This window comes from Rathayibacter sp. VKM Ac-2762 (assembly GCF_009866585.1).
In the GTDB taxonomy this organism is placed as follows: domain Bacteria; phylum Actinomycetota; class Actinomycetes; order Actinomycetales; family Microbacteriaceae; genus Rathayibacter.
In genome coordinates this window covers 3,031,539-3,052,962 of sequence record NZ_CP047419.1, presented here as the reverse complement: position 1 = coordinate 3,052,962, position 21,424 = coordinate 3,031,539, and the positions used below count along the sequence as shown (strand labels likewise).

The window sequence follows — 21,424 nt, the reverse complement described above, 5'->3', positions numbered from 1 at the left end:
GGTGGGACGGGGCGGGCCGGCTCGCGAGGGGGCCGGCCCTCGGAGGGGCTCGGGTTCAGCCGCGGACGGGCTCGGGCTCCGCGGCGACCGGCGCGGCCGACTCCCGGCGCTCGACCCAGGCGGGAGCGTCCCGGCCGAGCAGGAGGTAGGCGATGCCGGCCGAGACTCCGCCCGCGAGCCACGAGACGTCGACGCCGCCGAGGGCGGTCGCGGCCGGACCCTGCAGGGCGGGCACCGAGCCGTTCATGAACAGCCAGGTCAGGGTCGCGCCGATCGCGAAGGAGAGCAGCGCCCGCCAGCGGACGTCCGGCAGCAGCGGCGAGCCGACCGGGGCGAACAGGTGCCCGAACGAGCGGACGCGCGGCTCGAACACCGTGTAGTGCACCAGCACGATCGCACCCCACGGGGCGACCCAGCCGACGAGGCCGACCAGCCACGCGTCGAGCGTGGTGGCGAGGTCGTCCTGGAAGACGAAGAACACCGCGGCCGCGAAGGCCAGCACGCCGACGATGAGGCTGAGCGCCCGGCGCCCGAGCCTGATGTCGAGGGCCTGGGTCGCCATGCCGAACGAGTAGATGTTCAGGACGTTGGTCGCGATCGGACCGTGCACCACCAGGAGCAGCACGGGGATCGCGAGGGCGCCGAAGTTCTCGACGATCAGCTCCCCGGGATCCACGGAGCCGTTCTTCGTCGCGAGGGTCGCGCCGAGGACGCCGAGCCAGACCACCGGGATGAACTGGCCGAGGACGCTGGCGAGGTAGAGCCCCCGCTTCGAGGAGCGGGGGCCGACGAAGCGGGAGTAGTCGCCGGCGTAGGCGAGCCAGGTGAGGCCCCAGCCGATGCCGATGGCGGTCATCACGATGGACATGGCCGCGATGCGGTCGCCTCCGGTGAGCGCGCCCTCCGCGGGGCCGGCGTAGGACCAGTCGATGTCGAGGAAGAACCAGGCGACGACCGACATGATCGCCAGCACCAGGAGGGTCGGCGGCACGGTCCAGCGCTCGAAGGCGGCGATCGCGCGGTAGCCGAGGAAGGAGATCGCGACCTGCACCGCCATGATCACCGCCGCCACCGCGATCTTCCAGCCGACGTTCGCCTGCTCCGGGTCGACGACGCCGACGGAGCCGAGGAGCGCGATGACCAGGTCGAGGACGATCCAGGTGTTGATGGCGCACCAGCCGATCACGACCACGGCCTGGATCGCGGCCGGGACGTAGTTGCCGCGCCGGCCGAAGATCGCCCGTCCCACGAGCATCCCGGTCGCCCCCGTCCGCTGGCCGAGGAGGACGAAGAAGCCGAACACCGCCATCCCGACCACGTTGCCGAGCACGAGGACGGTGACGGTGTCCGCCAGGCCGAGGCCCATGTTCACGCCGAGGGCGCCGAGCACCCAGTTGATGGGGGCGATGTTGGCGCCGGCCCAGATCCAGAACTGCCCGTCGAGCCGGGCGGTGCGCCGGGAGTCGGGCAGGGGACTCAGCGCGTCCTCGGCGTCGGCGGTGCCGTGCAGGGTGTCGGTGCTCATGGCGGATCCTCTCGGGGAGGGGGATGAAGGGGAGGGCGGGGCGCCCGGTGAGGCTCCACTCTCGTGCGGACCCGTTTCGGGCGGCGCGTCCGCGTGTAAATTCGCCGTGACGCGAGAGGACGTTCTGTATGGCCTACCTGCTGTCGGACGCGATGCGGGATCCGCGCCTCGCCGCCATGCTCCCGGTGGTGGCCGCCGGGCACGCGGCCGCCGAGCGCGCCGTGATCCGCTGGGCCCACACGAGCGAGCAGCTCGACATCGCGCCCCTCCTCCTCGGAGGCGAGCTGCTCCTGATGGAGGGCGCGCTCCTCTCGACCGACCAGGACCCGGCGGAGTGCCGCGAGTACGTGCGGTCTCTGGTCGACGCGGGAGTCGGCGCCCTCGCTCTCGAGCTCTCGCCGCGCCTGCCCGCGGTGCCGCCGCCGATCGTCGCGGCGGCCGACGAGCTCGGCCTCCCCGTGCTCGCCCTGCCCCGGCGCGTCCCCTTCGTGCAGGTCTGCGAGAGCATCAACACCCACCTCACCGAGCAGAAGTTCCGGAGCATCCGACTGGCGGACAGAGTGTCCGGTCTGCTGGCCGACGCGGCCTCCGGTGACGCCGGCGTCGACGAGCTCCTGCAGGTCGTCGCCTCCGCGACGGGCGCCTCCGCCTCGCTCGTCTCGCTCACGGGCGACGAGATCGCCCGCGCCTCGCCCGGGCCGGGCGTCGACACGGAGCCGACGGCCGGGACGTTCTCGAACGTGCTGCACGCGGGCGACTCCCTCCTGGGCACCCTGCATCTGCGGGCCCACGCCGACGCCGACCTCCACGCCGTCGCCGTCGCGCTCGACCGGGCGCCGGACGTCCTCGCGATCGCCGTGCTCCGGCACCGCCCGCCGTCGGTCACCGAGCGGCTGACCGCCCAGCTCTTCGCGATCGCGTCCGTCGAGCGTGCGGACCCGGCGGCCGACCTCCAGATCGACGCCTTCCTCGGCCGCCTCGGCGCCGGCTCCCGGGAGCGCTACCTCGGCGTCCGGGCCGACACCGGTCACGACGACCGGCGGCTCCGCGCTCTGCTCCGCCTCCTGACGGGCGCGGGAGCGGATCCCGGCCCGGTGCTCTGCGTGGTCGGCTCCGAGCTGCTGGCGCTGCTGCCGTTCGCCACCGCCGCCGCGATGGAGGAGGGCCGGACGGAGCTGCTGCGCCTCGGCGCCGCCCTCGACTCGGACGCTCTGCTCTGCGTCGGAAGCGGGCTCGGCGGGCAGGAGCGGGTGCCCCGGGAGCTGGCGGAGGTGCGCGGCGCGCTCGAGTGGGCGCCCGCGGGCGGAGTCGTCGACTCGCGCCAGTACCGCCTGGAGCGGTTCGCGAGCTCCCTGCAGGACGATCCGGAGGCGGACGACCTCGTCGAGGAGGTGCTCGGGCCCCTGCGCGCCCAGCGCGGCGAGCTGCTCGCCACCCTCGAGGCCTTCGCGTCGCTGTGGGGGAGCAAGACGGCGACGGCGTCCGCGCTCGGCATCGGCCGGCAGACCCTCTACGACCGGCTCGCGCGGATCGAGGAGCTGATCGGCCCGCTCGACTCGTCGCCGGCCCGCGCCCGGGTCGTCATGACCGCCGTCTTCCTGCACCGGGCGCGCGCGGCGCTCCCTGCGGGCTCGCCTCCGGTCGGGCGGATGTTCCCGCCTCGCGCCGAACGCTGACGCGGCCGGACGGGATCGACCGGCTCAGGCGGGCAGCAGCTCCGCGACGAGCGCCTGCACGCGGGCCCTGATGTCGTCGCGGATCGAGCGGACCTCCTCGAGCGGCCGGCCCTTCGGGTCGGCGAGGTCCCAGTCCTCGTAGCGCTTGCCGGGGAAGACGGGGCAGACGTCGCCGCAGCCCATCGTGATCACGACGTCGGAGGCCTGGACCTGCTCGGTGGTCATCAGCTGCGGGACGGCCTGCGAGATGTCGACGCCCTCCTCCGCCATCGCCTCGATCGCGATCGGGTTGATGCTGTCGCCGGGCTCGGAGCCGCCGGAGCGGACCTCGACGGCGCCGCCGGAGAGGGCGCGGAGGTAGCCGGCGGCCATCTGCGAGCGGCCGGCGTTGTGGATGCAGACGAAGAGGACGGTGGGGGCGGCCATCGGGGCTCCTGGTGTCGAGGGGCGGTGCTCGGAGGAGCACGGGGCGAGGGTAGCGCGCCCGGGCGAACGGCTCGCGCGCCTGCGGAGCCGGAGGAGACTCCGACGGCCGGGTCGGGAATATACCCCCCGGGGGTATGTTGCACTCCCCTGGACCGAACCGGAGGAGACACCATGACCGACCACGCCCACCACCACCCGACCACCTGGCGCGCCGCCGCCCTCGCGACCCTGCACTGCCTGACCGGCTGCGCGATCGGCGAGGTCCTCGGCATGGTGATCGGCTCCGCCCTGGGGCTGCCCGCCCTGGCGACGGTCGCCCTCTCGATCGTCCTCGCGTTCGTGTTCGGCTACGCGCTCACGCTGCGGGGCGTGCTCCGCTCCGGAGTGACGTGGCGCGCCGCCGTCGGCATCGCGCTGGCGGCCGACACCGTCTCGATCGCCGTGATGGAGGTCGTCGACAACACCGTGGTGCTCGCGATCCCCGGAGCGATGGACGCGGGCCTCTCGTTCGGCCTCTTCTGGGGCTCGCTCGCCGGCGCCCTGGCCCTGGCCTTCGTCGTCACGACCCCGGTGAACCGCCTGCTCATCTCCCGCGGCCGCGGCCACGCGGTCGTCCACGGCCTGCACGGCTGAGCCGCGCGGGCCTCGACAGGGCGCCTGCAGCGGCTGCTCGACCAGCAGGAGGCGCGTGCCGATCGAGCCGCCCGGGCCGCGAGCGCCGCGAGATCCCGTCGGCCGTCAGTCCTGCAGGCGGCGGTAGTGGCGGTTGCGGACCGAGAGGATCGCGCCTCCGATCACCGCCGCGAGGAACGAGCCGGCCAGGACGCCGACCTTCACGTGGTCGTCGGACTCGCTGCCCGCGCCGAACGAGAGCTCGCCGACCAGCAGCGACACCGTGAATCCGATGCCGGCCACGAACGCCATGCCGATCACGTCCACCCAGCGCAGCGACGGATCCAGGCCGATGCCGCGGAACCGGGTCAGGAGGAAGGTGCTCCCGGCGATGCCGAGCGGCTTGCCGAGCACGAGGCCCGCGATGATGCCCACGGCGATCGAGTCCTGGAACGAGTCGACCAGGCCCGCGACTCCGCCGACCGTCACTCCGGCCGAGAAGAACGCGAAGACCGGCACCGCGACCGCGGTCGAGAGGACGCTCCAGCGGTCGGCGAAGTGGGCGGCGAGACCGTCGTAGACCGGGCGCCCCTCCGCATCCGACCCCACCTGCACCCGGGCGCGCCTCGACGCGACGACCGGCACGGTGAAGCCGAGCAGCACGCCCGCGACCGTGGCGTGGATGCCCGAGGCGTGCACGAGCGCCCACGTCGCCACTCCGAGCGGGATCAGCACCCACCAGGCGCGCACGCCGCGCTGCACGCAGACCGCGAAGACCGCCAGCGGCACCAGCGCGAGCAGGAGCATCAGCACGTCGATGCCGGCGGTGTAGAAGACGGCGATGATCGTGATCGCGATGAGGTCGTCCACCACGGCGAGCGTGAGGAGGAACGTCCGCAGCGCCGGCGGGAGGAAGCGGCCGACCACGGCGATCACCGCGACGGCGAAGGCGATGTCGGTGGCGGCGGGGATCGCCCAGCCGTCCAGCGCGGCTCCTCCGCGGGGCAGGTTCACCGCGGTGAAGATCAGGGCGGGGACGGCCACGCCGCCGACGGCCGCGACGATCGGCACGAGCGCCGTCTTCGGGTCGCGGAGCTTGCCGGCGACGAACTCCTCCTTGAGCTCGAGCCCGACGACGAAGAAGAAGATCGCGAGCAGGCCGTCGGCCGCCCACGACCCGACGCTCAGCTCGAGGTGCAGGGCCTCGGGGCCGAAGCGGAAGTCGCGGACCGCGCTGTAGAGCGCGGACGCGGGGCTGTTGGCGACGATCAGGGCGAGGAGGGTCGCGGTGAGCAGGAACGCTCCGCCGACCGTGTCCTTCTGGAGGGTCTGGCGGAGTCCCCGCCAGATCGAGTGGGGGGCCTGATCGGCGGGCAGGGGCTGGTGCGGCATGAGGGGTTCCGTCCGGAGGGGTGGGCGTGCGCGGGGACGCGGCCGCGGGCTCCGGAGGAGGGGCGGTCGCGGGTCAGCCGCGCGGCGGGGGGCAGCCGGCGATCTCGCCGTGCGCGTTCGTCCCCCACGAGCTGAGCCATCCGTTCGTGCCCGAGGCGCGCTTGGTCAGCAGCAGCCGGGTCGGGTACGCCGCGGCGGCGCGCGCGCGGGCGCGGCTCAGCGGAGGGAGGGTCAGGGGCACCGGGCCAGGGTACCGGTGGCACCCGCGAGGGGGCCGGGTGTGCACGAGCGCTCGGAGGAGGAGCCGCCCCTCCCGCAGCCGAGCCACCCCGCCCCGTCCGCTCAGGGGACCTCGTGCCCCGGGCCCGGCTACCCGCCGAGCAGCGGGCGCAGCGCGGTCGCGACGGCGTCGGCGCGCTCCTCGCCGCCGAACCACGCGTTGCCGGCCCGCACGAGCGGGTAGGCGGCCGCGAGGAGGTCGCGCCCCGCCGGGGTCAGGGCGATCCGGGAGTGACGGCCGCGGCCGCGCTCGGCGCCCCGGTCGAGCAGGCCCCGCGCCGCCAGCCCGGCGACCAGGGCGGTCATGCTCTGCGGGCGGACGCCGACGGCGCGGGCGAGGTCGGCCTGCGTCAGCCCGTCGGCCGCCGAGAGCTGCGCCAGCACGCCGAACTCGACCGGGCTGAGCCCGACCGGCGCGAGCGCGTCGCCGACCCGCCTCGCCAGATCGCGGGCGGCGCGGATGACCGTCCAGGCGGCGATCGCGTCGACGTCGTCGCGGGTCAGGGAGAACTCCGAGGACATGGACCGAGCGTAGCGGCGTAGTCTTCGAGTATCAGTTAGTTGATACCTGGGAGGAATCATGAGCGACGTGATCGCGATCACCGGAGTCACCGGCGACGTCGGCGGCAAGACCTTCGAGCGGCTCGTGGCGGCCGGCGCGCCCGTCCGGGCGATCGTCCGCCAGCCGGAGCAGGCGGCGGCCCTCGCGGCCCGCGGCCTCGACGCGCGGATCGCCGACCTCGGCGACGGGGCCGCATTGACCGCCGCCCTCCGGGGCGCCGACCAGCTCTTCCTGGTCACCGCCGCCACCCCGCGCCAGGCCGAGCACGGCGCCACCGCCGTCCGCGCCGCCCAGGAGGCGGGCGTCCGCGCGCTCGTGCAGCTCTCCGGCGGCGACGCGGCCGAGCACTCGCCGCTCCCCTGGGGCCGCGCGATCTGGCGGACCGACGAGCGGGTGCGCGCCTCCGGGCTGCCCGCGACGATCCTCCACGCCTCGGGCTTCCTGACGAACCTCGAGCCCTCGGCACCCGCGATCTCGCGCGGTCTGCTCCCGCAGACGATGGGGCGCGGCGTCATCCCGTGGATCGACACCGCCGACATCGCCCGGGTCGCCGCGCGCGTCCTCGAGGCGGGAGGGCACACCGGCGCCGAGCCCGTCCTCACCGGACCGGCCCTGCTCGACGGGCCCGGCGCCGCCCGCGAGCTGACCGCGGGGCTCGGCCGCCGCGTCCGCTACCTGCACCTGCCCAGCCGCGTGTTCGCCGGGGTCCTGCGCCTCACCGGCATGTCCGCGTGGCAGGCGGAGGGGCTCCGCCGGCAGTTCGGAGTCGTCGCCCGCCGCGGCCTGGACGGCGTCGACGTGCTCACCGACGAAGTCGAGCGGATCACGGGGACGCCGGCCCGCTCGACGGCCGACTGGGCGCGGTCCCGCCGCTCCGTGCTCCTCGGGCGGGAGCAGCCGCGACCCCTGCACGCTCCACCCGGCACCGGTACCCCTACCCGTGGATCCGCCGCAGGCGCATCGTAGGGCTATGAAGCAGATCCAGTACGCCGGCGCGACCTTCCAGGTGGGGGACGCGGTCGCCGACGCACTCGTCTCCTACGCCTCCGGGCTCGCCGCTCACGGCCGCACCGACAGTGTCGAGCTCCCCGTGCTCGGCGGCGACGGCCACGCGACGGTCGTGACGCTGCTGCTCAACTCCGCGACGAGCCTCTTCGTCTCCGGCGCCGCAGGCCTCCTGCCCGGGCTCGACGAGAAGGCGGTCGCCGCCGACCTCCGCCAGCGGACGCAGTGGCTGGACGCGGTCCCGGCGGTCACCGCCGTGGAGCCGAGCGCTCCGGAGGACCTGATCTGGCTCGAGTTCCCGGAGGTCGCGGCCCTGATGGACCCCGAAGCCGGCGCCCACTCCCCGGCGACGCTCCACCTCGTCGAGCACTCGCCGCGGCGCGACTCCCTCGTCTTCACCGTCGTCTACGTCAGCACCCTCGACCGCGACCTGGGCTCGGGGGAGATCCGCCGGCTGCTCGAGACGAGCCGCCGCAACAACGTCGAGCACGGCGTCTCGGGGATGCTCGTCTTCCGCGGCCGCCGCGTGATGCAGCTGCTCGAGGGCGAGGAGTCGGACGTGCGCTCGCTCTACGCGCGGATCCTCGCCGACCCGCGGCACGAGGGCGTGGTCACCGTCTGGACCAGCGTGCACGAGCAGCGCCGCTTCCCGGACTGGTCGATGGGCTTCGACGAGCTCGACCTGCCCGTCGAGCGGCCCGCCTCCTGGCCCGAGCCGGACCTCCCCGAGCAGTCGATCGACGCCGTGGCGGACGACTACCTCCGCCGCCGGTCGGAGGCGCTGCGGAGCGCGCTGGTGAGCAGCGACCCCCTCGTCGCGAGCCTCGCCGTCATCCTGCACGGGCACCGCCCCGAGCGCGTCCTCGAGGGCGGCGCCGGAGTGCGGCTGCGCTGCGCCGAGTGCCGCGCCTTCGACGCCCACGACGGGTACGACTCCTACCCCTGCGCGACCGCGAGGACCGCGATCCAGGCGCTCGAGGCGGCCTGACGCGAGCCGGGCGGCCGTGCGGGATCACCGTCCCGGGGCGCTCCGAGCGCACCCCCTTCCGGGTCTGCGCAAGCCCGTCCGCTCGCCCCGGCGCGCCCCTAGGGTGAGGCCATGACCGATCCCGGCGCGGCCCGCCACGACGTCCTCATCATCGGCGGCGGCAACGCCGGACTCTCGACCGCGGGACGGCTGCGGCGCTCCGGAGTGGACGACGTCGCGGTGATCGAGCCCCGGTCGACCCACGTCTACCAGCCGATGCTCTCCCACGTCGCGGGCGGCACAGCACCCGCCTCCGCGGCGACCCGGCCCCAGGGCTCGGTGACGCCGAAGGGGGTCGTCTGGATCCAGGACCGCGTCGAGACGCTCGACCCGGTCGCGCACACGGTCACCCTCCTCTCCGGCCGCACCGTCGGCTACGGGCAGCTCGTCGTCTGCCCCGGGATCCAGAAGGACTGGGCCGCGGTCCCCGGGCTCCAGGAGGCGATGGACTCGCCGTTCGGAGTGTCCAACTACGAGTACGAGTACGCCCGCAAGGCGTCGCAGGTGCTCCGCGAGGTCCGCTCCGGCACCGTCGTCTTCACGCAGCCCGGCGGCCCCGGCACCTGCTCCGGCGCCTCGCAGAAGCCGATGTACCTCGCCTGCGACTACTGGCGCGCGACCGGCGTCCTCGACCGCATCCGCGTCGTGCTCGTCGTGCCGACCCCCACCCTGTTCGGGATGCCGCTGATCGACTCCGAGCTCGAGCGGAAGGTGGCGGAGTACGGGATCGAGGTCCGCTACGGCCGCGAGCTGGTCGAGGTCGACGCGGCCGAGCGGAGGGTCGTCCTCGCCGTCGACGAGCGCGCGACCGCCCTCCCCGGCCCCGACCGCGCGCGGCGCTCGACCGACGGCCCGCGCGAGACGCTGTCGTACGACGTGCTGCACGCCGTGCCCCCGCAGTCGGCCCCCGACTGGCTGGCCGGCACCGGACTGGCCGCCGAGGGCGACGAGGGCGGCTTCGTCGAGGTCGACCCGCTGACCCTGCGGCACCCGCGGTTCCCCGACGTGTGGGCGCTCGGCGACGCGGCGGCCACGGTCAACTCGAAGTCCGGAGGAGCACTGCGCCAGCAGACCACCACGCTCGCGAAGAACCTCGTCGCCGCGCAGAAGGGCCGCCCGCTCCCCCGCGTCTACAACGGCTACTCCGTCTGCCCCTTCGTGGTCTCGCGGTCGAGCGTGGTGTTCGCCGAGTTCGACGACCGCTACCGCCCGAAGCCGACCGTCCCCTTCTGGACGGGCCTGGCGAAGGAGCGGCGCCTCACCTACCTCGCCGACCGCCGCGTCCTGCCGTGGGTGTACTGGAACCTGATCCTGCAGGGACGGGCCTGAGCGTCCTCTTCCGGACATGTCCGGAAGAGGCGCTTGCCGCTGCCGGAGGCGCTCCCGAGACTGAGGGGTCGGCACCACCGTCAGACGTGCCCCCTCGTCTCCTGGAGGACCCGATGCGGCCCAGCCCGACTCCCGACCGCTCCGGCACCGCGCGATGACGACCGCGCAGGACTGGGGGCCCTCGACCGACGCGGACTCCGCCGGCGGTCCGCCCGCGTCGCGGAGGCAGCGCGTGCGCGCCTGGATGCGCGGCGGCTCCTTCGGGCCGACCGGCCTCACCCGGCGCGGCTGCCTCCTGGTGCTGGCGTCGGTGCTCGTGGTGGCGGTGCCGGTCGTCGCGCTGACGCTCGCGCATGTCGATCCGCACGCGTCGCTCAAGGTCTGGATCCTGGCGATCACGCTGATCGCGCTGGTCGGAGCGCTGCTCCGGGTCGTCGCCGACGCCGGTCCGGACCCGCAGGCCGACCTCGACCGCGCGGGCAAGGCGGTCGGAGCAGTGGCCGCGGCCTACACGGCGCTGGCCGTGATCATCGACTGGGGGATGCTGCACCTCTGAGGCGCGGTCAGCGGGCCTCGTCGCGCGGGTCGTCCGTGCCGTCGGGAGCGCTGCCGATCACGTCCGGTGTGCCGCCGGTGCCGCCCTGCGCGCTCCCGGTCCCGCCCTGCGCCGCTCGCTCGTCCTCGCGCCGGCTGAGCCAGCCCGGGCCCTCGCGCCGCAGCCGCTCCGCCTCCGGACTCGGGACGGGCGGCGCCGCCGGCCGCCGCAGGAGCCGCACCTGCCGGACCGCGCCGAGCACCACTCCGGCGCCGAACAGCGGCAGGCCGAGCAGGAGCACCAGCCACAGCGGCGCGTGCCGGCGTCCGCCGCCGACGACCGCGCCGAGATCCCAGCCCGCGTCCGCCGCCAGCCAGAGCATCCCCGCCACGAAGACGGCGCTGACCAGCGAGAGCGCCCAGGGCTGCGCGAGGAGGAGCGCCTGCGTGCGCTCCGTGCGGAAACCCTTCGCCATGCGCCGATCCCAGGCGGGCTTCAGCCGGCGAGGATCCGGTCGACCAGCCCCTGCGCGTCGCCCTCCGCGGGAACGATCTGCACGGTGTCGCCCTCGATCGGCTGCATGACGGAGAGCGCCGACTCGACCCGGTCGCCCACGCGGAGGAGGAGCCGGGCGTCGGCCCCCTCGTCGATGGCCGCCTGCGAGCCGCGGCGCAGGAGGGCGGCGCCCGCCTCGTCGAACCGGACGTCGACGACCCCCGTGCTCGGATCGGCCTCGACCGCGGCGACGCCCGCGCGGGTGAAGTCCTCGGGATCGACGAGGACGTCCTGCCCGCCGACCGGGACGCACTGCGGATCGGAGCCGGGCTCGCAGAGCGCCGAGACGGCGACCCCGAGGCCGCCGACGGGCTCCGGAGTGGCGGACGGGGACGCCGCGGGCGACGACCCGGCGGAGCAGCCGGTCAGGGCGAGCAGGAGGAGCGCGGCGGCTCCGGGGGCGGTGCGGCGGATCACGGGATCTCCTCGGGTCGCGTCGGAGCGCGCCACGATACCGAGGCTCCGGCGATGCGGCCACTCGGCGGCACGGCTCGGGCGGAGCAGCTGCGGGCGGAGCAGCTGCGGGCGGAGCGGCCGGTCCGCGGCACGGCGGGGCAGGCGGCGGCGACCCGCCCCTCAGAGGCGGACGACCAGCTTCACCGCCGACACACCCTCGTGCAGCTGGTCGAGGGCGGGCTGCAGCGCGGCGAGCCCCTCACCCACCACCTCGGGCGCCGGGGCGCAGACGTGACGGCCCTCGGCGAGCGCCGCCGGCAGGTGGTCGCGCCACAGCATCGGCCCCACCTCGTTCGTCATCAGCGAGCCTCCCCAGACGAAGCGGGCGCGGATGCCGCGGCGCCGGGCCGCGATCTGCAGCGCCGCGGTGCCGCCCACCACGCGCAGCATCGTCCGCACGAAGGCGGCGCTGAGACCGCGCCGACGCGGGAGCGAGCCGAACGAGACGGAGGGGCTGGCCAGGGCGACGCGTCGCGCTCCGGTGCCCGCGGCCACCGCCACCGACGGGGCACCGGAGCCCGTCCCGATCGCGAGCACCCCCGCGACCTCGTGGCCCGCGAGCGCCGCCACCAGGTCGGCGACGACGGTGGGGCTGCGGTAGTCGAGCACGATCTCGGCGCCCAGCTCGCGCATCCGATCGTGGTTGCGGGGCGACGCGGTCGTCGCCACGCGGTGCCCGGAGGCGACGGCGAGCTGGATCGCGTTGCTCCCCACGCTCGTCGTCCCACCCCAGACCACGACCGTCCTGCCCGTCGGCCGGACCGGCACGCTCGGGTGCGGCAGGGCGAGGTGGTCCCGCTGGAACAGCGCCGTCGCCGCCGTCGAGACCGCGAGCGGCAGCACCGCCGCCTCCTCGAAGCCCAGCCGGTCGGGGATCGGCGCCGCCAGGTCCTCGCGCACGACCGTGTACTCCTGGAAGGCGCCCTCGTCGCGGTTCCGCCGCCCGCGCTCCATCCCGACCGCGTACGCGACGACCCGGTCGCCGACGGCGAAGCGCGTCGCTCCAGGGCCGACCGCCTCGACCACTCCGGCCACGTCCTCCCCGAGCACCGCCGGGTACGGCACCCACCGGAACATCAGATCGCCCGTCCACTGCTTCATCTCGTCGACCGGGTTCACGGCCAGGGCGCGGTTGCGCAGCAGGACCTCCCCCGGACCGGGGACGGGCATCGGAGCGGGGCGGACGACGAGGTCGGCCCGCGGGGCGGTCAGCAGGGCGGCGGCGTTCTCGGGCACGGGCGGCTCCAGTCGGAAGTGATGGCAGGACGTGTCGTCACACTACTCCTGATGACACGTCGTGTCGTCAGCTATCCTGGGCGGATGTCACGCTGGGCCCCCGACGCCGCCCTCCGCCTCGAGCAGGCGGCGATGGAGCTCTTCGCCGAGCACGGCTACGCGGGCACCACCGTCCCCGCGATCGCGGAGCGCGCCGGGCTCACTACCCGCACCTTCTTCCGCCACTTCGCCGACAAGCGCGACGTCCTCTTCCTCCGCGAGCGCGAGTTCCCCGAGATCGTCGGCCGCCTGCTCGCCGGCGCCCCCGCCGGCCTCGCGCCGATGGACCTCGTGATGCACGGCCTCGAGGCGGCCGCCTCGGGCGACCTCCAGACCTGGCGCGCTCCGATCGCCGCCCGCCGTGCCGTCGTGCGCTCCGAGCCGCAGCTGCGCGAGCGCGAGCTCCTGAAGTCGGCCGCCCTCGCCGAGAGCATGCGCGCCGCCCTCGTCGACGCCGGAGTCGCGCCGGAGGACGCGGCCCTCGCCGCCCTCGCGGCCTCCGCCCTCTTCGACCTCGCCCTGGAGCGCTGGCTCGCCGCGCCCGAGGGCTCCCTCCTGGTCGACGTCCTCCGCGCCGAGCGCGCACGCCTCGGCGCGCTGCTCGCGCGCTGACCCCGCACGACGCTGTCGAGGCGTCGCGAACGGTCGTCCTCCGCGGCGGGAGGCGACCGTTCGCGACGCCTCGGACCGGCGAGCGGGGGACGATCCGCTCAGAGCGCCCAGGGGAACGCGGGGGCGTTCGAGCGGGCGCCCTGCGCGGCCTTCGAGCGGCCGGGCTCGCCGAGCTCGGCGAGCAGCGCCTCCGACTCGCCGACGAGGACCGCCAGCGCGCCGGGCGTGAACCAGTCGGGGCGCAGGGCGAACAGGAGGTCCTCGGTCGCCGTGTTGCCGCTGGCGCCCGGCGCGAAGGGGCAGCCGCCGAGGCCGCCGAGCGCGCCGTCGACCACCGCGGCCCCGGCCTGCACGGCGGCGATCGCGTTCGCGACGCCCGAGCCCCAGGTGTCGTGCCCGTGGAACACGATCTCGCGAGGCGGGGTCTCCGCGGCCACGCGCGAGACGAGCGACGCCACCTGGCCGGCGTGCGCCTGCCCGAGCGTGTCGCAGACGACCACGTCGGCCGCTCCCTCCGCTCGCGTGTCGCGCGCGATCGCGAGCACGCGCTCCGGGTCGACCGGGCCCTCGAACGGGCAGGTGAAGGAGGTGGCGATGCACAGCTGGATCCGCCCGCCGACGCTCTCGGCGAGCGCGACCGCCTCCGGCATCGCGGCCATGCTCGCCTCGGTCGGCCTGCCGACGTTGGCGAGGTTGTGCGAGTCGGACGCCGAGAAGCAGTACTGGAAGCGGCGCGCCCCCGCGGCGGCCGCACGCTCGACGTGGCGCGGAGTCGCGACCCACACCCAGCACCGCTCCAGCTCCTCGGGAGTGAGCGCGGCGATCACGTCGAGGGTGTCGGCCATCGGAGGGACGAGGTCGCCGCGCGCGAGCGAGCCGATCTCGAGCTCGGGCACTCCCGCGGCGAGCAGCGTGCGCGCGAGGTCGACCTTGCGCTCGGTCGTCAGGAGCTTGCCGGTGAGCTGCAGGCCGTCGCGGAGGGTGACGTCGCGCAGGCGCGCGGAGGCGAGCGCGGTCACCGGCCGGCCTCCTCGGCAGCGGCGGCGGAGGGAGCAGCAGCAGCCCCGCCGGCGGAGGGAGCAGCGGGACCGGTGCGCCGGAGCATCCCCAGCACCTCCTCGGTGTCCTGGCCCAGGTCGGGCGCGAGCGAGCGGATGGGGAGGGAGCGGCCGCCGAGCACCGGCACGATCCCCGGGAAGCCCACGCCGCGCAGGGTGCCGCCGGCGTCCTCGACGTCGAAGGCCTGGATCATGTCGCGCGCCGCGTACTGCTCGCTCGCGCTGATGTCGGCGGCCGTGTAGATCGGGCCGGAGGGGACGCCCTCGTCGTCGAGGACCGCGAGCGCCTCGGCGGCGGTGCGGCCCGCCGTCCACGCGCCGATCGCCGCGTCCAGCTCGTCGCGCCGGGCCCAGCGCTGCTCGTTCGAGGCGAGCGCCGGGTCCCCGCCCAGGTCGGCGCGGCCGATCACCGCCATCAGCCGCTGGAAGATCGCGTCCGCGTTCCCCGCGATCACGATGCTCGCCCCGTCGGCGCAGGTGTAGGCGTTGGTCGGGGCGATGCCCTCCATCCGCCCGCCGACGCGCTCCCGGACGATGCCGTGCGCCTGGAAGTCGGGGATCAGCGACTCCGTCATCGAGAACATCGCCTCGTGCAGCGCCACGTCGACGACCCGCTCCGCCAGCGGTGCCGGATCCAGCCCGGCGGAGCGGCGGGTCTCGCGCTGGAACAGCGCCATCATCACTCCGTAGCCCGCGTACAGCCCGGCGATCGAGTCGCCGATCGAGACGCCGACGCGCACGGGCGGCCGATCCGGGTCGCCGACCAGCTCGCGGAACCCGCCCATCGCCTCCGCGACCGCCGCGAACCCGGGCCGGGCCGACAGCGGGCCGGTCTGCCCGAACGCGGAGATGCGGCCGATCACGATGCCGGGCCGGGCCTCGTCGAGCACGTCCGGTCCGATCCCCCAGCGCTCGAGCGTGCCGGGCCGGAAGTTCTCGAGCACCACATCGCACTCGGCGACCAGGCGGCGGACGGCGTCGCGCCCCTCGTCCGTGCGCAGGTCGAGCGCGATCGAGCGCTTGTTGCGGTTGATCGTGTGGAAGAGGAGCGAGGTTTCGGACCCCTCGTGCAGCCGCCAGCGGCGCAGCTCGTCCCCCGTGCCGGGCCGCTCCACCTTGATCACCTCGGCGCCGAAGTCGGCGAGCAGCCGGCCCGCGGTGGGCGCCGCGATGAAGTTGCCGAGCTCGAGGACGCGGACGCCCGCGAGCGGGAGGGGTGCGGTCATGGCACGGCCTTTCGCTCCCGTCGAGGCTAGCGCGGAGGACGGCGCCACCCCCTGCCCTCACGCGGACGCCCGACCTACACTTGCCGGACATCATGCGCAGACACACCCTCACTCCGCGACCGGACTGGCGAGCCCGCTGCGACGAGATCGGCTTCAGCTTCTACGACCTCCCCTCCGAGGGCGGCCGCCCCTACTGGAACGAGTCCGCGGCGTACTCCTTCGAGCCCGCCGAGATCGACCTGCTCGAGCGCACGACCTCGGAGCTCTTCGACCTCTGCATGGAGGCGTGCGAGCTCGTGGTGCGGAAGGGCCGCTTCGCCGAGTTCGGCATCCCGCCCCGCTTCCACGAGCTGGTGCGCACCTCGTGGGACGAGGACGACCCCACGGTCTACGGCCGCTTCGACCTCGCCTACGACGGCGCGGGCGCGGTGAAGCTGCTCGAGTTCAACGCCGACACTCCGACCTCGCTGGTCGAGACCGCCGCGGCCCAGTGGCAGTGGCTCGTCGAGACGAAGGGGCCCGACGCCGACCAGTTCAACAGCCTGCACGAGCAGCTCGTCGAGCAGTGGCGCCACCTCCGCCTCGAGCGCTGGAGCCTCGACGAGGGCGCCCGGCTGCACCTCGCGTCGCTGCACGACTCCGGAGACGGCGAGCTGATCGTCGAGGACGCCGACACCGTCGCCTACATGGCCGAGACCGCGGCGCAGGCCGGCTTCGACCCCAAGCTGATCTTCGTCGAGGACATCCGCTACGAGCTCGACGGCGCCGGCTTCCTCGACGGCGACGGCGAGCCGATCCGCCACGTCTTCAAGCTGTACCCGTGGGAGTGGATGCTCGGCGAGCAGTTCGGCGGCCTGCTCCTCGACCGGCGCGAGCGCACCCGCTGGGTCGAGCCGGCGTGGAAGCTCCTGCTCAGCAACAAGCAGCTGCTGGTGGTGCTGTGGGAGATGTTCCGCGGCCACCCGAACCTGCTGCCCGCCTCCGTGCATCCGCTGCCCGGCACCGCCCAGGTGCGCAAGCCGCGCCTGGGCCGGGAGGGCGCCAACGTGACGGTCCTCGACGCCGACGGCTCGGTCGTCGCCGAGAACGGCGGGAGCTACGGCGCCGAGGGCTTCATCCACCAGGAGCGCGCCGAGCTGGCCCGGGTCGACGGGAAGACCGTCGTCATCGGCAGCTGGATCGTCGGCGAGACCCCGGCCGGCATCGACGTGCGCGAGACGAGCGGCCTGATCACCGGCGACCTGGCGGAGTTCGTCCCCCACTACATCGAGGGCGGACGGAGCGACGGGGCAGCGACGGACGCGGACGCCGCGTCGGCCGCCTCCCGCCCCGGGCACGGCGCCGCCCCCGCCTACGGCGCTCCCGCGCCCGGCACCCCCGCGCCCGAGTACGGCGCCCCCGAGCACGACCGGCCGCAGGACACCCGCGCGGCCCGCCCGCAGGACGAGGAGACCCGATGACGGACGACGACCGCACCCCCGGCGATTCGGGGACGCCGAGCTCCGGGAACGACTGGGGCAGCCGCGAGCCCGCGGCGGGCTCCGGCACGCCGAGCGGCGGCTCGAGCGGCGGCACCGGCCGCGGCGACGGCTCCACCCGCACCGCTCCCCACCGCTCCCGGAGCGTCGGCATCAGCGGCATCGCGAAGAACCGCCGCGGCCTGCTCATCGGCGGCGCGGTCGCGGTCGGCGCGGTCGGCCTCGCCGTGGCCCTCGCGAACGGCGGCCCCTCGACCGACGGCGTCGTCGCCACGGGAGCCGACGGCCAGGACTACGTCATCCCCGAGAACGCCGAGCGCCCCGTCTACGCGAGCCGTGAGGACTGCCTCGCCGACGTGCGGGAGCAGATCGCCCAGCTCCAGGCGCAGGGCGAGGAGGTCGGCGACGACCCCGAGCAGCTGTGCGAGGCGACCGACGAGTACCGCGGGCACTACGCCGGCGGCTTCTGGCTCGGTCCGCTGATCTTCGCGTCCTCGCGCTGGAACTCGACGCGGGCGACCAGCTGGGCGCCCGTCGCGTCCGGCGGCTTCGCGGCCCGCGGAGCGACCCAGCCCGACGTCGTGCAGCGCGCACCGGCCGGCTCGACCGTCGGCTCGAAGGCGACCCTCTCGGGCGGCTTCGGCTCCTCCGGCAAGTCCGGCTTCGGCTCCACCGTCGGCGGCTGACCGCGGCGCACCTCCGCCCTCGCGCCCGAGACGCGCGGCGAGGCGTCCGCGTGCCGCCGAGAGACCGCTCGCAGGCCGGCGTCTCGACGATGACGGGGACGGCTCGCCGCCGCTCCCTCTCTCAGGAGGAGGGTGTCGCGCTCGGGAAGAAGTGCCGCTCGACGGGATCGCCGTCGGCGTGGGTCAGCGCCGCCGCGCGGATCTCGCGGTCGCGGCCGGTCAGCCGCTGGGTCTCCTGCCGCCGGAACTCGCCCCACGAGGGCACCATGAACGTCTCCAGCTGCACGTCGGCCTCCTCCCCGCTCCGGTAGAGCGCCCACCGCGAGGCGCCGGTCCGGCGGCGGGAGCTCTCCAGCAGCCGCATGGCCGATCGGAAGTCCGCGAGGGAGTCGGGGCGGACCGTCCACGAGATCTGCACCATCACCGGCCCGTCCGTCGGCTCCGGCTCGAACACCAGCGTGGGCGTGGGCCACGACATCGAGATGCTGCGGTCGACGGTGCCCGTCCCCGGCAGCAGGGGCAGCACCCGCACGCTGGCCGCCACGAGGAGGAGCAGAGCGGCCGCCGCGGCGTACGCGGGCGCGGTGCCGAGCACCTGCGCGGCTAGGCCCCAGCCGATCGAGCCGACCGCCATGGTCCCCATGAAGACCAGGATGTAGATCGAGGCTCCGCGGGACCGCACCCACTGCGGCAGCGTGAGCTGCAGCGCCGCGTTCAGCACGGTGAGGGTGCCGATCCAGGCCAGCCCCGCGAGGACCAGCAGCAGCAGCGCCGGGACGAGGGGCAGGAAGGCCGCCGCGAGCGTCCCCGCCGCGAACAGCACGGCGCTCGCCCCGATGACGACGTCGTCCGAGAGCTTCCGGCGGGCGAGCGGCAGGGCGAAGACGCCGAGCACGGCACCGGCCCCGAGGGCCCCGAGGAGGAAGCCGTAGCCGCTGGAGTCGAGCTGGAGGCGCTTCGCGGTGAGCGGCAGCAGCGCCCAGAGCGCACTGGCCGGCAGGGCGAAGAGCGCGGAGCGGAGGAGGATCCGGCGGACGAGGTGCGCGGAGGCGACGTACCGGATCCCTCCCTTCAGCGCGGCGCCGAACTGCTCGCGGTCGTCGAGGCCGGTCTGCGCCGGCCGCTTCCACCAGAGCAGAGCGAGCACCGCGCCGATGAAGCTCAGGGCGTTGATGCCGAAGACCACCGGAGCGCCGAACGCCGAGAGGACGACGCCCGCCAGGGCCGGGCCGACCGCGCGCGCGCCGTTCACCGTCACCCCTCCGAGGGCCGACGACGCCGCGATCAGGTTCCGGGGCACGAGCTCCGGCTGGATCGCCTGCCAGGCGGGCGAGGTCAGGGTGGAGGTGATGCCGAGGAGGAAGGTGAAGGCCAGGATCGTCCACGGCGTCAGCGCGCCGACCGCCGCCACGACCGTCAGAGCGGCCGCCAGCAGCGCGCTGGCCGACGACCCCCAGATGAGCAGCCGCCGCCGGTCGAGCGAGTCGGCCAGCACGCCCGCGGGGAGGGCGACGAGGATCGAGGGCGCCAGGCTCGCCGTCTGCACGAGCGCGACGACCGCCGCGCCCGCGGCCGCCTCGACCAGGTACCACTGGGCTCCGACGGTCTGCATCCAGGTGCCGATGTTGCTGCCCAGCTGGGCGAACCACAGCACCCGGAAGGCGGTGATCGCCATGGGCGCCCAGGCCGACGGCTGCGCCGGCGCGGACGTCTGCGCCGGGGCGGCGGGTGCCGGAGCGACGTCCTCAGTCACGGGGCACGGCCTGCCGCACCGAGAAGAGGTTGCCGAACGGGTCCAGCAGCTGGCACAGCCGCTCCCCCGTGAACACCGTCTTCGGACCGCGGTGGGCGACGGCGCCGTTCGCCGTCCAGTCGGCGACGACGGCGTCGACGTCGGGGACCGTCCAGTACGGGCTCGTGCCGTCGGGTCCGGGCCGGTTCAGCTCGTCCCGCTCGTGCAGCGTCAGGCGGGTGCCGTCCAGGTCGTAGGCCACGAGCGCCCCGCCGCGGACGACGGGCTCGCGCCCGAGCCGCGCCGAGTACCAGGCGATCGCGGCGTCGAGGTCGTCGACGAAGTAGAAGACGTTTCCGACTCCGGCGAACTCCGTCGTCGTCATGCTCGGGCCGGCGGGAGGGCGTCGCGGAGGAAGGCGAGCGAGGGGCCGATGGCCGCCTCCGTGTACCCCTCGGCGTGACGGGTGCCCGGGATCAGCTGCAGCGTGCTGGCGACTCCGACCGCGGAGAGCGCCGCCTGCATAGCCTGCGCGTCGCTCACGGGGACGAACTCGCCGAGCGAGTTGGCCAGGAACACCGGCCCGCCGTCCGGGGAGGCGTGGCGCGTCGTGGAGGCGGCGGTGAGCAGCCCGCGGTCGCCCCCGACCTCGTTGAGGATCGTCCAGCGCAGGAAGGCGTCGTTCCGGCCGGTCTGGTTGATGTCGGCGCTCTTCATGGCGTCGAGGTCCTGCGTCGTCGGCGTGGCCGGGAGGTCGTCGGTCGCCTCGACGATGCCGAGGAGGTCGAACATCCCCGACCAGCTGACGGCGGGCCGGCCGGTGGCGATCGCGGCCTCCACGACCAGGTTCCCGCCCGCCGATCCGCCGAAGAACGCCAGCCTGCTCCGGTCGAACGCCCACTCGGACGCGACCGCCCACCGCTCCGCGGCGAGCACGTCGTCCCTGCTGGCCGGGAAGACCGAGTCCGGAGCCTCGCGGTAGTCCGCCGCGAACACGAGGTAGCCGGCGTCGACCAGCATCGTCGCGAGCGCCCGCTCCTTGCTCTTGTCCCCCCGGAACCACCCGCCGCCGTGGATCAGCACGACGGCCGGCCGAGCGGCGTCCTCGGCCGGGGACACCGACCTGCTGTACACGTCCAGCACCTGCGGCGACGACCCCCCTTCGACGTACGGAACCCCGATGCTCACTGACGGCTCGTCCGACACGGTGACCCCCTCCGGTCCAGATTCTCGACTGCAGTCAGACCGTAGGAGCCGGGGGCGGCGCGAGCCAGGCCCTGCCGGGGTCACCCAGGAGCGCGCCCGCAGGCCCGCCTCCCGCGGCTGGGCGGATCGCGACTAGCCTCGGAGGGTGTTCCTGACCGAGCCGTACGGCTTCCGCGACCGCTCCGCCCTCGACGAGCGCCGTGCCCTGCTCGAGGACGAGCCCTCGGTGCAGCCCCTCCGGGCGTTCCGCGAGGAGCTCCTCGCCCGGCGCACCCGCAGGCATCCGGGTGCCGTGGTGCCCGACTTCGACCCTGCCGAGGCCGGCGTCGAGGCGCGTGCGCTCATCGTGCTGGAGGCCCCGGGACCGATGTCGACCGGCCCCGACGGCTCCGGCTTCGTCTCGGTCGACAACGACGACGCGACTGCCGCCTCGACCTGGACCCTCCGCGACGAGGTCGGACTGCACGCCCGCACCCTGGTCTGGAACATCGTGCCGTGGCAGCTCGACGGCGCCCCCGACGCGGACGAGGTGCGGCAGGGCGCGATGGAGCTGCGCCGGCTCCTGCCGCTGCTCCCCGACCTGCGGGTCGTCGTCAACGCCGGGACCGCGCCGACCAGCGGCTGGAAGAAGAACATCGAGCCGTACCTGGTCGACGGCCCGACGGTCATCGACTCGTGGAGCCCCGGCCAGCGGGCGATGAGCCAGCCCCGCAAGCGCGACGAGCTGAAGCGCGCCTTCGAGCGCGCGACGCACCTGGTCGGCTGAGCCCCC

Annotated in this window: 23 protein-coding genes; 10 read left to right on the top strand and 13 right to left on the bottom strand. The window is 74.9% G+C overall.

Features of this window, described 5'->3' with window-relative positions; genetic code table 11:
- Nucleotides 1-55: 55 nt before the first annotated feature.
- Nucleotides 56-1,525, bottom strand: coding sequence for a cytosine permease (locus tag GTU71_RS14365; protein ID WP_104234359.1), 1,470 nt, complete (start codon nucleotides 1,523-1,525; stop codon nucleotides 56-58).
- A gap of 128 nt (nucleotides 1,526-1,653) precedes the next feature.
- Between GTU71_RS14365 and GTU71_RS14360 the strand changes: the two genes are divergently transcribed.
- Nucleotides 1,654-3,201: a PucR family transcriptional regulator gene (locus GTU71_RS14360; protein WP_159940707.1), complete on the top strand. Its 1,548-nt coding sequence runs from the start codon at nucleotides 1,654-1,656 to the stop codon at nucleotides 3,199-3,201.
- A gap of 24 nt (nucleotides 3,202-3,225) precedes the next feature.
- Here the strand turns inward: GTU71_RS14360 and GTU71_RS14355 are convergent, their stop codons facing one another.
- Nucleotides 3,226-3,627, bottom strand: a complete 402-nt coding sequence (locus tag GTU71_RS14355; protein WP_159940705.1) for an arsenate reductase ArsC — start codon at nucleotides 3,625-3,627, stop codon at nucleotides 3,226-3,228.
- Between the two features lie 171 nt (nucleotides 3,628-3,798).
- Between GTU71_RS14355 and GTU71_RS14350 the strand changes: the two genes are divergently transcribed.
- A complete protein-coding gene (locus tag GTU71_RS14350; RefSeq protein WP_159940703.1) occupies nucleotides 3,799-4,260 on the top strand; it encodes a DUF4396 domain-containing protein in 462 nt (153 codons plus the stop codon).
- Between the two features lie 105 nt (nucleotides 4,261-4,365).
- Here the strand turns inward: GTU71_RS14350 and nhaA are convergent, their stop codons facing one another.
- The 3 genes from nhaA to GTU71_RS14335 form a co-directional block, all read right to left on the bottom strand.
- Complete coding sequence (gene nhaA, locus GTU71_RS14345; RefSeq protein ID WP_104282998.1) at nucleotides 4,366-5,631, bottom strand: Na+/H+ antiporter NhaA; 1,266 nt, start codon at nucleotides 5,629-5,631, stop codon at nucleotides 4,366-4,368.
- Nucleotides 5,632-5,704: 73 nt separating this feature from the next.
- Nucleotides 5,705-5,872, bottom strand: coding sequence for a hypothetical protein (locus GTU71_RS14340; RefSeq protein WP_159940701.1), 168 nt, complete (start codon nucleotides 5,870-5,872; stop codon nucleotides 5,705-5,707).
- A gap of 128 nt (nucleotides 5,873-6,000) precedes the next feature.
- Complete coding sequence (locus tag GTU71_RS14335) at nucleotides 6,001-6,432, bottom strand: MarR family transcriptional regulator (RefSeq protein ID WP_159940699.1); 432 nt, start codon at nucleotides 6,430-6,432, stop codon at nucleotides 6,001-6,003.
- Nucleotides 6,433-6,490: 58 nt separating this feature from the next.
- Between GTU71_RS14335 and GTU71_RS14330 the strand changes: the two genes are divergently transcribed.
- The 4 genes from GTU71_RS14330 to GTU71_RS14315 all read left to right on the top strand — a co-directional run bounded on the left by GTU71_RS14330 (nucleotide 6,491) and on the right by GTU71_RS14315 (nucleotide 10,389).
- Nucleotides 6,491-7,438 (top strand): NAD(P)H-binding protein, encoded by a 948-nt coding sequence (locus GTU71_RS14330; RefSeq protein ID WP_159940697.1) that lies wholly within the window; start codon nucleotides 6,491-6,493, stop codon nucleotides 7,436-7,438.
- A 4-nt stretch (nucleotides 7,439-7,442) separates the two neighbouring features.
- Nucleotides 7,443-8,465 carry a BLUF domain-containing protein gene (locus GTU71_RS14325; RefSeq protein WP_104250016.1) on the top strand — a complete coding sequence of 341 codons (1,023 nt, stop codon included), beginning with the start codon at nucleotides 7,443-7,445 and terminating at the stop codon, nucleotides 8,463-8,465.
- A gap of 111 nt (nucleotides 8,466-8,576) precedes the next feature.
- The gene (locus GTU71_RS14320) at nucleotides 8,577-9,833 is read left to right on the top strand and encodes an FAD/NAD(P)-binding oxidoreductase (protein ID WP_104269292.1); all 1,257 of its coding nucleotides are present in this window, start codon (nucleotides 8,577-8,579) and stop codon (nucleotides 9,831-9,833) included.
- 154 nt (nucleotides 9,834-9,987) lie between these two features.
- Nucleotides 9,988-10,389, top strand: coding sequence for a hypothetical protein (locus GTU71_RS14315; protein ID WP_104226999.1), 402 nt, complete (start codon nucleotides 9,988-9,990; stop codon nucleotides 10,387-10,389).
- 7 nt (nucleotides 10,390-10,396) lie between these two features.
- Here the strand turns inward: GTU71_RS14315 and GTU71_RS14310 are convergent, their stop codons facing one another.
- The 3 genes from GTU71_RS14310 to GTU71_RS14300 all read right to left on the bottom strand — a co-directional run bounded on the left by GTU71_RS14310 (nucleotide 10,397) and on the right by GTU71_RS14300 (nucleotide 12,615).
- On the bottom strand, nucleotides 10,397-10,843 hold the full coding sequence (locus GTU71_RS14310; RefSeq protein WP_104247793.1) for a hypothetical protein: 447 nt from the start codon (nucleotides 10,841-10,843) through the stop codon (nucleotides 10,397-10,399).
- Nucleotides 10,844-10,863: 20 nt separating this feature from the next.
- Nucleotides 10,864-11,340, bottom strand: coding sequence for a hypothetical protein (locus GTU71_RS14305; protein ID WP_104234350.1), 477 nt, complete (start codon nucleotides 11,338-11,340; stop codon nucleotides 10,864-10,866).
- Nucleotides 11,341-11,499: 159 nt separating this feature from the next.
- On the bottom strand, nucleotides 11,500-12,615 hold the full coding sequence (locus GTU71_RS14300; RefSeq protein ID WP_159940695.1) for a zinc-binding alcohol dehydrogenase family protein: 1,116 nt from the start codon (nucleotides 12,613-12,615) through the stop codon (nucleotides 11,500-11,502).
- Nucleotides 12,616-12,699: 84 nt separating this feature from the next.
- Here GTU71_RS14300 and GTU71_RS14295 point away from each other — a divergent pair, with 84 nt between their 5' ends.
- Complete coding sequence (locus GTU71_RS14295; RefSeq protein ID WP_159940693.1) at nucleotides 12,700-13,266, top strand: TetR/AcrR family transcriptional regulator; 567 nt, start codon at nucleotides 12,700-12,702, stop codon at nucleotides 13,264-13,266.
- Nucleotides 13,267-13,364: 98 nt separating this feature from the next.
- Here the strand turns inward: GTU71_RS14295 and GTU71_RS14290 are convergent, their stop codons facing one another.
- Both GTU71_RS14290 and GTU71_RS14285 read right to left on the bottom strand, forming a co-directional pair.
- A complete protein-coding gene (locus tag GTU71_RS14290) occupies nucleotides 13,365-14,285 on the bottom strand; it encodes a hydroxymethylglutaryl-CoA lyase (protein WP_181133767.1) in 921 nt (306 codons plus the stop codon).
- Complete coding sequence (locus tag GTU71_RS14285; RefSeq protein WP_159940691.1) at nucleotides 14,282-15,550, bottom strand: CoA transferase; 1,269 nt, start codon at nucleotides 15,548-15,550, stop codon at nucleotides 14,282-14,284. The genes GTU71_RS14290 and GTU71_RS14285 overlap by 4 nt, the downstream gene beginning before the upstream one ends.
- A 92-nt stretch (nucleotides 15,551-15,642) precedes the next feature.
- Between GTU71_RS14285 and GTU71_RS14280 the strand changes: the two genes are divergently transcribed.
- On the top strand, nucleotides 15,643-17,010 hold the full coding sequence (locus GTU71_RS14280) for a glutathionylspermidine synthase family protein (RefSeq protein ID WP_208543593.1): 1,368 nt from the start codon (nucleotides 15,643-15,645) through the stop codon (nucleotides 17,008-17,010).
- Complete coding sequence (locus GTU71_RS14275) at nucleotides 17,007-17,714, top strand: hypothetical protein (RefSeq protein WP_104222404.1); 708 nt, start codon at nucleotides 17,007-17,009, stop codon at nucleotides 17,712-17,714. Before GTU71_RS14280 ends, GTU71_RS14275 begins: the two co-directional genes overlap by 4 nt.
- A 121-nt stretch (nucleotides 17,715-17,835) precedes the next feature.
- Here the strand turns inward: GTU71_RS14275 and GTU71_RS14270 are convergent, their stop codons facing one another.
- From GTU71_RS14270 to GTU71_RS14260, 3 genes are read right to left on the bottom strand one after another with little or no spacing between them, the layout of a single operon-like run.
- Complete coding sequence (locus GTU71_RS14270) at nucleotides 17,836-19,467, bottom strand: MFS transporter (RefSeq protein ID WP_244230571.1); 1,632 nt, start codon at nucleotides 19,465-19,467, stop codon at nucleotides 17,836-17,838.
- On the bottom strand, nucleotides 19,460-19,831 hold the full coding sequence (locus GTU71_RS14265; RefSeq protein ID WP_104250023.1) for a VOC family protein: 372 nt from the start codon (nucleotides 19,829-19,831) through the stop codon (nucleotides 19,460-19,462). The genes GTU71_RS14270 and GTU71_RS14265 overlap by 8 nt, the downstream gene beginning before the upstream one ends.
- Nucleotides 19,828-20,565 carry an alpha/beta hydrolase gene (locus GTU71_RS14260; protein WP_159940689.1) on the bottom strand — a complete coding sequence of 246 codons (738 nt, stop codon included), beginning with the start codon at nucleotides 20,563-20,565 and terminating at the stop codon, nucleotides 19,828-19,830. The genes GTU71_RS14265 and GTU71_RS14260 overlap by 4 nt, the downstream gene beginning before the upstream one ends.
- A 232-nt stretch (nucleotides 20,566-20,797) precedes the next feature.
- Here GTU71_RS14260 and GTU71_RS14255 point away from each other — a divergent pair, with 232 nt between their 5' ends.
- Nucleotides 20,798-21,418 (top strand): hypothetical protein, encoded by a 621-nt coding sequence (locus GTU71_RS14255; RefSeq protein WP_104255600.1) that lies wholly within the window; start codon nucleotides 20,798-20,800, stop codon nucleotides 21,416-21,418.
- The last annotated feature ends 6 nt before the right edge of the window (nucleotides 21,419-21,424 follow it).

Bases quoted from the DNA above. Each gene is read 5' to 3' on its own strand.
- GTU71_RS14335 (WP_159940699.1), bottom strand. From the start codon at position 6,432: ATGTCCTCGGAGTTCTCCCTGACCCGCGACGACGTCGACGCGATCGCC.
- GTU71_RS14350 (WP_159940703.1), top strand. From the start codon at position 3,799: ATGACCGACCACGCCCACCACCACCCGACCACCTGGCGCGCCGCCGCC.
- GTU71_RS14315 (WP_104226999.1), top strand. From the start codon at position 9,988: ATGACGACCGCGCAGGACTGGGGGCCCTCGACCGACGCGGACTCCGCC.
- GTU71_RS14275 (WP_104222404.1), top strand. From the start codon at position 17,007: ATGACGGACGACGACCGCACCCCCGGCGATTCGGGGACGCCGAGCTCC.
- GTU71_RS14320 (WP_104269292.1), top strand. From the start codon at position 8,577: ATGACCGATCCCGGCGCGGCCCGCCACGACGTCCTCATCATCGGCGGC.
- GTU71_RS14365 (WP_104234359.1), bottom strand. From the start codon at position 1,525: ATGAGCACCGACACCCTGCACGGCACCGCCGACGCCGAGGACGCGCTG.
- GTU71_RS14310 (WP_104247793.1), bottom strand. From the start codon at position 10,843: ATGGCGAAGGGTTTCCGCACGGAGCGCACGCAGGCGCTCCTCCTCGCG.
- GTU71_RS14295 (WP_159940693.1), top strand. From the start codon at position 12,700: ATGTCACGCTGGGCCCCCGACGCCGCCCTCCGCCTCGAGCAGGCGGCG.
- GTU71_RS14265 (WP_104250023.1), bottom strand. From the start codon at position 19,831: ATGACGACGACGGAGTTCGCCGGAGTCGGAAACGTCTTCTACTTCGTC.
- GTU71_RS14355 (WP_159940705.1), bottom strand. From the start codon at position 3,627: ATGGCCGCCCCCACCGTCCTCTTCGTCTGCATCCACAACGCCGGCCGC.
- nhaA (WP_104282998.1), bottom strand. From the start codon at position 5,631: ATGCCGCACCAGCCCCTGCCCGCCGATCAGGCCCCCCACTCGATCTGG.
- GTU71_RS14280 (WP_208543593.1), top strand. From the start codon at position 15,643: ATGCGCAGACACACCCTCACTCCGCGACCGGACTGGCGAGCCCGCTGC.
- GTU71_RS14285 (WP_159940691.1), bottom strand. From the start codon at position 15,550: ATGACCGCACCCCTCCCGCTCGCGGGCGTCCGCGTCCTCGAGCTCGGC.
- GTU71_RS14360 (WP_159940707.1), top strand. From the start codon at position 1,654: ATGGCCTACCTGCTGTCGGACGCGATGCGGGATCCGCGCCTCGCCGCC.
- GTU71_RS14330 (WP_159940697.1), top strand. From the start codon at position 6,491: ATGAGCGACGTGATCGCGATCACCGGAGTCACCGGCGACGTCGGCGGC.
- GTU71_RS14325 (WP_104250016.1), top strand. From the start codon at position 7,443: ATGAAGCAGATCCAGTACGCCGGCGCGACCTTCCAGGTGGGGGACGCG.